This is a genomic window from Nostoc sp. C057 (genome assembly GCF_013393925.1).
Lineage (GTDB): Bacteria > Cyanobacteriota > Cyanobacteriia > Cyanobacteriales > Nostocaceae > Nostoc > Nostoc muscorum_A.
On record NZ_CP040289.1, the window covers coordinates 154,087 to 165,753 of the forward strand.

The following is an 11,667-nucleotide window of genomic DNA, read 5'->3' on the forward strand; positions in this document are numbered from 1 at the left end:
CTAAATATTCAATTTATCAGTAGCTATGGAGGTCAACAAATGAAGAAAAAATGGACTCCCCAAGAGTTAGAGATTCTTGAAGAAATGTCTGAAGCCTACACACCTAAACAGATAGCATACAGACTCAGAAGACGAGGCTATCACCGCACAACATTAGCTGTTCATAAAAAGCTCTATGCGTTGGGTTATTCTGCACGTCCCACTCTGGACAATTATAGTTGTAACCAAATTGCTCAAGCCCTTTCACTAAACTCTTCTACTGTTGCTAGATGGGTAAGACTAGGTTGGCTTAAAGCCATCAGACGTTCTACTAGAAATTATTTAGTCAAAAGTCGGGATTTAAAACGGTTTTTCAAGAATCCTCCACAATCTATTAAAAAGCGGATTGCTGCGATAGATCCGCAAGTACTTAGGTATTTAGTAGGGTAATCAAAAAGAATTAGGAGATAGTTCAAGTGTTTCATCTGACCTACGAATTTAAACTTAAACCTACTCGCGCCCAAATAGGCATATTTGAAGACTGGTTAGAACAATGTCGCCGTGTCTATAATTATGCGCTGTGTGAGCGTAAAGATTGGATTAAATCTCGTAGTTGTCGGATTAATGCTTGTTCGTTACATTCTGAGTATATAATTCCTGCCGATACCCCACGACCAACCTATTTTAACCAATCCGAAAGATTAACCCAAGTAAAAAAGAAGTATCCTGAACTTAGTACAGTTGCAGCACAAGTTTTACAACAAACATTGAAACGTCTTGAGAAAGCTTTTGTTGCAATGTGGGAACTCAAACACGGATTCCCCAGATTCAAAAAACTAGGGAAGATGCGCTCTTTTGTGTTTCCACTGTTAAAAGGTAATTCAATTCAAAAAAGAAGAATAAAACTTCCTAAAATTGGCTGGGTAAAATTTCATCAATCACGCGAAATACCTGACAGTGGTGTAGTAAAACAAGCTCATATTATTAAACGTGCTTCTGGATGGTACGTGTTGCTCATTGTGCAGTGGAATGTAGATGTACCACAACCAATACCTCACGGTGAAGCAGTAGGAATTGATGTAGGATTAACAAGTTTTATCGCAACTTCCAATGGGCTAACACTCAAGCGTCCAAGGTTTTTTGTTGATGCCCAAAGCAAGCTGAAATTGCTGCAAAAGCGCGTCTCTCGAAAACGTATTGGCTCGAACAACTCGAAGAAAGCTCAAAAGAAAGTGGCAAAATTTCATGAGTACATTGCTCGTTGCCGCAAAGATTGGCACTCTAAACTGTCTCACCAAATCTGCAACGATGTCGGAATGGTGTTTGTTGAAAACTTGAATTTAGTTGGTTTATCCCGTGGAATACTGGGCAAACACTGTTTAGACGCTGGATTCGGTCAATTCTTCAACATACTACAGCAAACTTGTCTTAAGCGTGGTGTCTATTTTCAGAAAGTAGACAGTCGTAAAACTAGCCAAATTTGCCCTAATTGTGGAACCGATACAGGCAAGAAAGAGCTTTCAGAACGTACTCATATTTGCTTGAATTGCGGCTATAGCAATGATAGAGATGTGGCAGCTGCCCAAGTAGTTCTTGTGAGAGGACTTGCAGCCGTAGGGCATACGGTCAAGATGCTTGCTGAGGGTAAATTCGTTGGAATCCCGAAGACGCAAGAATCCCCAAATTTCTAATTGGGGGAGTGTCAACACGCTGATCTCAACGCTCTTAATCGGCGGCGATCGCACTATCTGCTTGAAGCCGGCTGGAGAGCAGACAATGCAATTCAAGGGCTTGGACGATCGCACAGAACCAACCAAGCATCAGCACCCGTGTTCAGACCTGTTACCACTAACGTCATCGGTGAACGCCGCTTTATCTCAACCATCGCTCGAAGGCTGGATAGCTTGGGCGCACTCACAAGGGGGCAAAGGCAAACCGGAGGTAACGGAATATTTTCAAACAAAGATAACCTTGAGTCAAACTACGCCGAATATGCACTGTATGAACTGTTCAAGCAGATATTCCAAGGTCGATTTTATGAAGTCCCTTTAGGAAAGTTTGAGCAAATGACTGGATTGTGCTTAACTTCTCATGAAGGCGGCATGAAAATCGACCTCCCACCCCTACGTCAATTCCTCAATCGACTACTGGCTTTACGAATTGATATGCAAAACATCATTTTCGAGAGGTTTGAACTACTCTTGAGCCAGCAGATTGAAGCAGCGATCGCCGCAGGGGTCTATGAGATGGGTGTAGAGACACTCCGGGCTGAACGGTTTACTGTTGAGAGCCAGGAAGCTGTGTACACCCACCCTGCCACAGGTAGCGTAACGAACTATCTCAAGATAGAACGCACTCAGAAGAATAACATCAGAACGGCTGACGAAATGCTTGAGTTTGCCAGTATGTACCAGGGGAAATTGATGGTTAACACCAAGTCTGGTCATGCTGCTGTGTCAATTCCGACACATAGTATCTACGACGCTGATGGTGGTGTTGTACCAAGAGTGTTACTCGTCCGTCCACAGAAAGAAATCCGTATACCAGTCAAGGATTTAGAATCTTCCACTTGGAAAGCGGTTTGTGTCGATGCGTTCGTCGCAGGGTGGTCGAAGGAAGTGGACACACTGCCTAAGTTCACAACCGATTACCTGCATTTAGTAACTGGTATTCTCCTACCTATCTGGAAAATACTGCCACAGCACAATAGTCGAGTATTCCGGTTGCAAACCAGCGATGGACAAAAGATTCTCGGTCGGGTGGTGAATGCTCACGACATTCAAACCGTGCGCGAACAACTCGGACTAAGAAATCAAGTCCTTTCTCCAGAAGAACTTGTGAAGCTGGTATTAAACGAGAGATATACACAGCAACTACCAGGAGGAATTACGCTGCGGCGGTCTTTCGTTGCTAATGAACCTCGCATAGAACTGGTTAATGCTATCTCACTGGCAGAGCGACTCTTAGCTGTGGGTTGCTTCACCGAGATCATTAACTGGCAAAAGCGGGTATTCATTCCGGTTTCAGACAAAGCCCCAACTATTCTAGCGGCTGTGATTGAAATCTTGGGATAATTTCCAACCTCAAAGACCTAGACATTTAATCTGGGTCTTTTTTACTTTCAAAAAATTAATAATCACCTTGGCAAGCGCTCCGCGAGAAATTGATGAAATTTTTGTGGAGAAAGCAATCATGGCTAAGAAAGAATTTGCAGCCGCCCAAGCCGTTGAGTTGTACATCGGCAACTATCGGTTTGATGCCATTAGGATTGTTGAGACGAAAGAATACCGGATGTCTCAAAATCACATACTTGAGACAATAGGTATAAATAAAAACTGGCTGACCAGGTTACAGTTTAGCCTACCGCGTGTCTATAAAACCCTTGTAGAACAAGGCTTAAATCAGGTTACACTTTCTGCGGAATATACGGTTAAAACAACAGTAACACGTGCTATAACGTGGTCACTAAAAGATGCCAGAATAATTTGGCGTTATTTCGACACAAAAGGAAATGCACAAGCTCGGAGGTTAATTGATGCCTTATCTGAAGACTCACTTACTAGCAGATTCGATCAAGTCTGGGGTGAACGACGTACAGTCGAACAGCGACGCATAGATGATTCTCACATCTTAGATACGCCCCGCCCTTGGACAAGACTTTTCGAGGCTGAGTTTGAGGAAAATTTAGCACGGATAAGCAAACTACATAAAAAGCACATACAAAACGGCAAATACTATTGGGAGTTTGTCTACAACTGGATGACTCCAGAAGAAAAAGCCAAGCTCGATATCGTTAATCCAATTTTGCCTAACGGGAGGAGGAAGTACAAAATACATCAAATGCTGTCGAAAGAAACAAAGGAGAGATTATCTCCCCATGTGATATCAGTTCTGGTTCTGATGAAGTCGGCTAATTCGGTGGCAGAACTGAGGCGGCTGGTGCAGAGGCAGTACGGAATTGATCAGCCTAATCTGTTTGATGGTTGGAATGTGGAATAGTTAGTGTGAGTTCTGCGGTAAGCTGACAACGGCTTACCGCAATCACCAAAGTCTGGCGGCTTCTACGATCCGTTTTAAACCTAACTTCCACCATATTTTTGCATCATTGCCAAAGTACGCCGTACTAATCCAGCACGTTTGCGTTTAGCTAATCGTACTTTGGCATCGGCTAGAACTTTTGACTTCAAGTTAGGTTTTTCTTGTAACAAAGCGATCGCAGCTTCAATTAAAATTTCTGGTGTAATATCGTTGCTATCACATAATTTAACTAAATCTTCTCTAATTCCCTGCTCTAAATGAACAGCCAAGCGTTTGCCAACAGTAGGAAGGTTATTTAGTTCTGTCTCTAATCCTAATAAATCTTCAGATGTAGCAGATGTAGTAGATGTATCTATTTCAGTTTCAGGTATTTCATCATCAACTTCAACCAGTGGTTTACTCTCTGGAGTAGAGCGTTTATTGCTTAAAGATGGATCACGAGGAGCTACCTTAACTCGTGATTTAGATGTAAGCATAGAGCGAATATCATTAGCGTCACTCATAACGTTTTATTTTAACCTTTTAATTTTTTCGACTATTACTTCAATTGGATATGCTAAGTCATCCTGGTGCATCTGATGCAAAGTCAGCCCTTTATTAATGGCTTGTTTAAACTTTTCTGACTCTCGAATCGATGGCAGTACCAGATCAGACTCTAACCATTGGGTACTTATCTGTTTCATTGACTCAATATTACTTTCGCTTTCTGTTGTGCGACGTAAGCCTACCCATCGATCACGAAAAGGAATTACACCAAGAATTTCACCATTAAATGCTTCCTGATCATCCCGAAGTTCAGTAATTAGCTCTAGTGTGCGTATTAGAGACTGTAAGCCTTTTACAGAAGTTTCAATTGGAATCATTAAAGCGTCGCTTGCACCAATCACTGTCAAACAAATTTGCGATCGCTGCGGAGGAGCGTCAACAATACAATAGTCAAATAGTTTAGCGACTGAAGCTAGGCGTTTTTTGAGCGTAAAAGCACCTGTTCCACTACTAGCAAGATAGTCTTGTACGTTATCGAGTGCGTCATCAGAAGGAATTAAAAACAAATTGTCGTATTGTGTCTTGTAAATTCCGTCTTCTGTATTAACCTGTTTTTTTAGGACTTCTAGGAGTGTTGGACTGTCTGGCTCTACTGTATGCCCCAGGAAAGTCGTTAAGCTACTTTGAGGATCAGCATCAACCAGCAAAACAGTGTGTCCTTGAAAAGCTAGTAATCTTGCTACGAACAAGACTACTGTAGTTTTTCCCTGGCCCCCAGCCAAAGATATAGAGCTGACAGTGTGCATTTTGAAAAACCTGAACTTTGTCCATGCTGTAAAGTTGCAACACATTATACATAACACATTGACTTTTTGAGTAAATACATAATTAAAAAAATGCAACCTTGTTAAGTTGAATATTTATCTAAATCCAAAGTTGCACTTTTGAAAACTTGACTAAATGTAAAACTGCATTTTTGAAAAGTTTCAAACTTGTAAAGATGAAGCATTTAAATTAAAGTCCATAACCCTTACTGTTACAGAGTTATTTAGAACACGGGTATACATGAAATCCACTGGTAGACTACCCAAGCCACAACAACCTAAGCCTAACAATTCAGGTTCCAACCAAACCAGATCCTTGCCATAAATCAGAGGGACAGTCGCTAAATATAACTGATGAGCCAGCCAGTAGAGTTGACCCAAAATGTACTGTCGGCGATCGCTAATGATGACTCGCCACGTCCACACTCGGCACAGCACTCACAAAAAACCCGTGGTGGAAACTCAAAATCCTCAGAGCGCTGGAGGCATTCTGATCTAATTTAATTTTTACTGCGTTGATAGAAAACATTTCAAAAAAATGTGGGGGCTATATGGGGGCTATATGTACCCCAAGATTATTTAAAGGCTTGAGCAAAATTTGACCCCTAAGTAGGGGCTTTGTGGGGGCTTTGTGGGGTATATTCGACTGGTTGAGATTTTACCCCATTTAGCCCCCAAGAGGTTATGATAAGCTCTTGAGTCTGGAGACGCTTTACTTTATAAGGGACTTGCTATTTTGTTTTCATCAAGGTTGGATTAGCCACACAACAAGTAGCTTTCACGCCGATTACTACTGAGTCGAACAAACTTCCTTCAATGACTTCAACTCCATTTGCACAAGACAAAGAAGAAGATTCTGAACCGGAAACCTTCAGCCTTGACTTTGATTTATAGCCGAATGGCACGCTTGATAACGGCAAATTCCTGTATTTATAAGGCTTTTGGGTGTGGGGTGTAGTAATGCTCATGCCAGCGTTGTGTAGCAAAGAAGTTTATTTATGTTTGCACTCATATTTATTTTTCTTGATTTTTTTCCTACACTCTACCCCCAACAAGATAGTCAGCACAAAGTTATTCTTCCTCCTCCTCGTCATATTCATAATCTGCATAATCCTTCCCGTGTTGTTCGTACCAGAGGCGTTCTTCCTCTTGAGCCGCCTCTCGCTGTTTCCTTTTCCGCTCTGCCATCTCTGCTTCTAGGCGTTCTTGCGCTAATTTCTCTTTCTCAATTCTTTCTTTCAAAAGCCTTTCTCGCTCTTGGGTTTCTTGCTCTACCCTCTCCCTCTCAAGTCTGATTAATCGCTGCTCAACTCGTCCACAGTAAAAATCTAATGCTTTACCCGTCGCTGCTCCGGTAACTGTACCACCCACTAGAAATATGAGTCCGGTTCTCCAGCCTTCAATTGGGCCACCGCTCCACTGCAAGCTTTGTTGATTGAACCATACCAGCACAGAGAAGACAAAAATTCCAACTACTGTATTGATGAGCGCAAAAACTCTTGGTGTCATCTCAGTCTGTCGCAGTATTAGCCACTGCCCCAGCCAGAGTATTGCACCGAAAATCACCGCAGCGATCGCACTCATAACCAAATGATCTGGATATCTGAACGGATCTAGTACCATATTAATAATTAATGGTATAAATATCAGCGCACAGAGCAAAAAGCCAATTAATAAGCCCACAACACTTATCAAGCTCCAGTAGCGACCGAGATAACCAAGGCGGAATTCCAATATCCACTCTTGTACGGGAAGCATTGTAATGTAAAACGCGATTCCTGCACTGACGTAATCGAGCATTGGCAGTTGTTTTACCTTTATATTTAGCGTATTTGGCATAGCCGTGCCAAAACGGATAAGAAAGATACTAACCTAAGCAATACCTTTGCCAAAATAAGAGCCTAGAAAAATTTTGGCAAAAACGGCAAAATGACTCATACATAAGCGTTTAGCTGACAAGGTTGCTTGGAAGCTCAAACCATTGATGCTGCGACAAGACATAAAAAAAATGCTTGCGGGAAACCTTGAAAGAATTTTTAGGACTTATTGTTTTTGCCAAACCGTTGAGAACAGGACGTTAATACATCAACTCAACCTCGTAAATTGGCGAAGGTATTGCTAAGACGAATTGAAGCGATTATTAATGAGAGGTTTCTCGCTGCCTGCGATCGCAGAAAGAAATGAAAAAAGAATTTAATTTGTAGCCACTCGACAAAAGTGGCTACTTTTTCGATTTGACTATCCTACTTTCAACCCCAAACAAATCTTTGTAAACTTCATGATCTCGAAAAAGCTCCATAATCAAACTTCGAGTAAAAGCACAGTAAATCATATTCCCTCGCACCTCATACAAACCAAAAGCTTTAAATAAATCTTTTTTAGCGCCTTCAATATTGCCCAGATAGAATCTGACTGTCCCTCGTCCACAGTATGCTTCTGCACAATCAGCATCTAGAGATAATACTTTTTCTAAATCAAAGAGTGATTTTTCTAATTCCCCAGATAAAAAATAAATATTCGCCCTATTTATATAAGCTGATAAACAGTTTGGGTCAAGTAAAATTACTTGATTGTAATCTAAGATAGCTGCTGGGTTGTCACCAGTTAAATTTTTATACGTATCAGCCCGATTTAGATAAGCTTGGACTAATTCTGGATTTAGAATGATGGCTTTAGTATAATCTTCAATCACTTTGGGAAATTCTGACTTATGACAGATTTTTGACCGAGCTAATCCTCGATTATTATAAGCTTCAGCAAAATTCGGATTCATTGCTAATGCGTTATCAAAAAGCTGAATTGCATTTTCATATTTTTCGATCTGAAACTGAATTATTCCTATAGTATTGTGAACTTCAGCAAAATTAGGATTAAGTAGTAATGCCTCTCTAAAGCACTCGATAACTTCATCTAAATTACCTGACTTTAGATGTGCCAGACCTTGATTATAAGAAACCTGTGCTTGCTCTAAATTAGCCGTCTCCATAGTGTTGTTCTCCTTCTCTATTGCTTAAAAAGGCTATTCTAGGATAAATTTATCTTTGTAAGTCTACTTGCTGTGTTTGAGATTTAGCTAATATTTTATCAATTTGAGTATTAGCATCCTCAAAAGTTTGCAATATCTGTGGAGTTACTTTATTAATCTGTACCTGACCAGATTGCAAGTTTAAAATTACCTCCCCATTCTTCTGTGAAATAGTTAAATCTCTCTGCTGGGTATTGAAAGCCAAGTCATAAATCTTTCCTTGAACTTGAGTACCATTTTCATCAAACTTACCCCAGACCATGCCAATCCTTTGAGCAATTTGAGTCAGCCGAATGATGGCTTCAAGCTCAAATTTATCTTTATTCATTACTGTCAACGCTTCGGCTGATAATTGCTCACCAGCTTTAAACCCATAAGCCACTTCTACAATGCGTTTTTTGTAATTCTCCGACTTCCCTAACTTATCTGCGGCATTATACCAATTTCTCAAATCATCAATAGTAACTGTCGGGGGCTTCTCTACACCTAGAGGTTCGGTTTTTGTACTATTAGTAATGTCTATTGTATAAGGAGTAGTGGAGAGTGATGGAGTTATAGATTGGTTAGGTGGGGATTGTGCTGTTTGTTCTGGTGGTTTCAAAAACTGTGGTCGTGTGGCGAGGGAATTAACTCTTTGTTGATAGTCACTATCCGTTTCAATAATTGCCCCGAATTTCTTGGTCATGTTCTCCAAAGTTTTGGAGGGAATTGAGCTGCTGACTAAGTGAAATACTGCTAGACCTTTTTTAGTTTCCCTGATAACATCTTCTGTTGGTACTTGCTGCCATTCAACTTTTTGAGCAGTTAACCATTTAGTCACAGTCTCAGCTTTCAGGTTGTCAACAGCCAAGCCCATGACTCCAAGTTTTTTGTTTGATTCTGTAGAAAATAAGAAAGTAGGACGCTCTTTAATATGATGTAGAATTTTCGCGCTACTATCAATCATATACAGTTGTTGAGCGTTAATTGATTGAGTCCCAAAAGCCTGAAATTCCTTCGTCCACTTCTGGGGATATTCAACGGTATTAGGGTCAATTTGAGCGCAAATAACAGAAAAATTACTTTCAATAATAGCGTCGGCGTGTGTAAGTTGTCCGGTTTTGAGCAGTCCAAGCTGTCTGAGCGCGTCTTTATCTTTTTTGAAGTGCAATACTCCCAGGAGTTCACCATTGAGAAATACAGCATCTCTAGTTTTAGAAGCTGAGGTTTCGATAGTCAGTTTTCGGTAATCATGATCGTTGAATGTCTTACCAGAAAAATCATAAAAGTTGATTTTATTGATTTTGAGGAGATTACCATTTGGGGACTCACCTAGCACAAAAGCTTGATCTCCAGCTTCGGAGATAGAGGTAAGTTTTAATTTGAGGGGATTACCATTTTTTAGGTAATCAACTTGTTTCAACTGTTGGACAGAATCACTGTCTAACTCACCCAGAGTCAAAGCATCAAGTTTGATTTTTACTGTTTTATCAGGAATCGGCACAGTGCCAAATTCTAAGTTGACCGGTTCGGCGTTAAAAACAAGTCCTGCATAAGAGAAGTTCTTGAGTTCGCGGATAGTAATTTCAATCGGCTCGTTTCCTGGTAGTCCAATAGTGGCCTTAGCAGTAGCAGGTTCCACGCCAATAAAATTAGCTTGCGCCTTTGTGCCAATCGGTAGCTGTCCAGTTCTTGTCTCTAACATGGCGAATTCTTTATATTCGCTGTCACTATCCTGTACAAATAACAATCTGGAAACGTGGCGTTCGTGTCCCGGTGGGTGGTGGCTAGCCCTAATTTCTATCGGGTGTTTTTCGGTGGGATTCCAGTCTCGACCCAAAAATTGATTCGCTTCATTATTGAGTGTGACTAACTTTGGTTCAGTAAATTGCAATTCATCTAAGCGAGAAATAATCTCATTGGGGAAAGCAGCGAAGGCGAAATTAGAGACTTTTTTAGCGATCGCCTGGGGGTTTGCGTTTTCTTTTCTTGCAACTTCGAGTTCATCCTGGCGGGATGCACAGATGTTCCAAGCGGCGGCGGCGGATGCAAGTTTTTCTGACTCTGGGATCTTCGTGTAAAATGCTTCTGCCGTTTCATAAGCCTTGGCAAAAAGTAGTTTAGTTTGGCTTCTAGTAAGTTCTGGTTTTAGTTCTAAGAGTTTACCTCCCTGCATGGTCATCCCCGCCTTGAGGTTGTGGTCAGTCACAGATTGTTGGCTAACTGTCCCCAGGTTGCGGTAAGCGGGTTTTCCATCTGACCCAACCTCGTCATCTATCTGTGCAACTGCTAATAATTTATGGGGGCGTTCACTGTTTGTGAATTTAATCTCATCTAAGCGAATGTTAAGTGTCTGGGCTTTCCATATTAGGGGATGCCCGTAGCGGGTGAGGTTGGTAATTTCGAGTTGCGTTCCTGAATTCGTTTGAATAATTGCGCTAGGGCCAGACTCTGTTTCTCGCCGCCTTGAGGCACGAACCGCAGCATTGAACTTCAGATCAAATTCGTACTTGGCGGCGATCGCTGCAAATTTTTGCTGTGGTGTAAATTCTACTCCTTGGAACAAGTCTTTAAACTGGACGATGGGGCGCGATTCTAATTCTGATTGTTGGAAATATTTGTTAGTTTGATTAATTAATAATTCTACAGGGGAGTAACCAGTGGGAGTAATGCCAGAGTTTAAATAAGCTGAACGCGACTTTTTATCTTTAATATAATTAACATCACGATACAAGTAGCGGCTGTTTTCCCTGATTTTATCCATCTCAGGTTTTTTAGCACTTTTGAATAAATCAACCGCTATTTGGTTTTGATAACATCCTTCTTCAATCATGCTCCGGTACATTTGACGGTTAATGTCCATTGCTTGCTGGATAATTTCGGGAGTTCTTTGAGAATGAGCAATTTCAACAACCCCTTGCATATAAGGCTTGTATTCTTCTCGAATTAACTTTGGCTCTTTCTGGCGTTCTTGCTCAAACAGGGTTTTGTAATGGTTAGAAACTTGGTCTAGATAATTTGATTTCTGCTCAAAAGTACTGTAAGTCTTTAGTACCTCAATTTCTGATTCTAATGCCTCCAGTGCTGTCACTTGATTGTTGATTATGCCCACGCTGATGCTATCGCTCATGTGGATAGCGATTTTTTCAAAAGGGGGCTGGGTTCCATCGGTGGGATCATAAAATGATTGTTTTTTGAGCTTAACCGTGGGCGAATAGGCGTTTTGGGGAAGATTTCTTCGCTCTGCCTCTGCTGTTAAATTAGGATATAAGCTAGCTCTTGCTACACCAATGCAATCACCATCGTAGTCTCGCGCTTGGCGTTCTGATTCGGTTT

General features: G+C 41.1%; 11 protein-coding genes. 4 read left to right on the forward strand and 7 right to left on the reverse strand.

The genetic code is table 11. The features are described 5' to 3' along the window. The first annotated feature begins 39 nt into the window (after nt 1-39). The 4 genes from FD724_RS36950 (at nt 40) to FD724_RS36965 (ending at nt 3,978) form a co-directional block, all read left to right on the forward strand. Nucleotides 40-429 (forward strand): hypothetical protein, encoded by a 390-nt coding sequence (locus tag FD724_RS36950; protein WP_179076597.1) that lies wholly within the window; start codon nt 40-42, stop codon nt 427-429. A gap of 26 nt (nt 430-455) precedes the next feature. After that, nucleotides 456-1,670, forward strand: a complete 1,215-nt coding sequence (locus FD724_RS36955; protein WP_179076598.1) for an RNA-guided endonuclease TnpB family protein — start codon at nt 456-458, stop codon at nt 1,668-1,670. Then, nucleotides 1,671-3,053: a strawberry notch C-terminal domain-containing protein gene (locus FD724_RS36960; RefSeq protein WP_256874740.1), complete on the forward strand. Its 1,383-nt coding sequence runs from the start codon at nt 1,671-1,673 to the stop codon at nt 3,051-3,053. A 118-nt stretch (nt 3,054-3,171) separates the two neighbouring features. Continuing rightward, on the forward strand, nt 3,172-3,978 hold the full coding sequence (locus tag FD724_RS36965) for a P63C domain-containing protein (protein WP_179076599.1): 807 nt from the start codon (nt 3,172-3,174) through the stop codon (nt 3,976-3,978). Between the two features lie 80 nt (nt 3,979-4,058). Here FD724_RS36965 and FD724_RS36970 read toward each other — a convergent pair whose 3' ends face one another. The 7 genes from FD724_RS36970 to FD724_RS37000 form a co-directional block, all read right to left on the reverse strand. Then, on the reverse strand, nt 4,059-4,520 hold the full coding sequence (locus tag FD724_RS36970; protein ID WP_179076600.1) for a hypothetical protein: 462 nt from the start codon (nt 4,518-4,520) through the stop codon (nt 4,059-4,061). A 6-nt stretch (nt 4,521-4,526) separates the two neighbouring features. Continuing rightward, nucleotides 4,527-5,309: a ParA family protein gene (locus tag FD724_RS36975; protein ID WP_179076601.1), complete on the reverse strand. Its 783-nt coding sequence runs from the start codon at nt 5,307-5,309 to the stop codon at nt 4,527-4,529. Between the two features lie 180 nt (nt 5,310-5,489). After that, nucleotides 5,490-5,765: a hypothetical protein gene (locus FD724_RS36980; RefSeq protein ID WP_179076602.1), complete on the reverse strand. Its 276-nt coding sequence runs from the start codon at nt 5,763-5,765 to the stop codon at nt 5,490-5,492. A gap of 293 nt (nt 5,766-6,058) precedes the next feature. Continuing rightward, complete coding sequence (locus FD724_RS36985; RefSeq protein ID WP_179076603.1) at nt 6,059-6,295, reverse strand: hypothetical protein; 237 nt, start codon at nt 6,293-6,295, stop codon at nt 6,059-6,061. 103 nt (nt 6,296-6,398) lie between these two features. Continuing rightward, nucleotides 6,399-7,166: a hypothetical protein gene (locus FD724_RS36990; RefSeq protein ID WP_179076604.1), complete on the reverse strand. Its 768-nt coding sequence runs from the start codon at nt 7,164-7,166 to the stop codon at nt 6,399-6,401. A gap of 382 nt (nt 7,167-7,548) precedes the next feature. Next, the gene (locus FD724_RS36995) at nt 7,549-8,313 is read right to left on the reverse strand and encodes a tetratricopeptide repeat protein (protein WP_179076605.1); all 765 of its coding nucleotides are present in this window, start codon (nt 8,311-8,313) and stop codon (nt 7,549-7,551) included. 49 nt (nt 8,314-8,362) lie between these two features. Next, a complete protein-coding gene (locus FD724_RS37000) occupies nt 8,363-11,461 on the reverse strand; it encodes a hypothetical protein (RefSeq protein WP_256874741.1) in 3,099 nt (1,032 codons plus the stop codon). Nucleotides 11,462-11,667 lie beyond the last annotated feature (206 nt).

Coding starts and splice junctions, on each gene's coding strand:
- FD724_RS37000 (WP_256874741.1), bottom strand. CDS start 11,461: ATGAGCGATAGCATCAGCGTGGGCATAATCAACAATCAAGTGACAGCA.
- FD724_RS36970 (WP_179076600.1), bottom strand. CDS start 4,520: ATGAGTGACGCTAATGATATTCGCTCTATGCTTACATCTAAATCACGA.
- FD724_RS36965 (WP_179076599.1), top strand. CDS start 3,172: ATGGCTAAGAAAGAATTTGCAGCCGCCCAAGCCGTTGAGTTGTACATC.
- FD724_RS36995 (WP_179076605.1), bottom strand. CDS start 8,313: ATGGAGACGGCTAATTTAGAGCAAGCACAGGTTTCTTATAATCAAGGT.
- FD724_RS36990 (WP_179076604.1), bottom strand. CDS start 7,166: ATGCCAAATACGCTAAATATAAAGGTAAAACAACTGCCAATGCTCGAT.
- FD724_RS36985 (WP_179076603.1), bottom strand. CDS start 6,295: ATGAGCATTACTACACCCCACACCCAAAAGCCTTATAAATACAGGAAT.
- FD724_RS36975 (WP_179076601.1), bottom strand. CDS start 5,309: ATGCACACTGTCAGCTCTATATCTTTGGCTGGGGGCCAGGGAAAAACT.
- FD724_RS36950 (WP_179076597.1), top strand. CDS start 40: ATGAAGAAAAAATGGACTCCCCAAGAGTTAGAGATTCTTGAAGAAATG.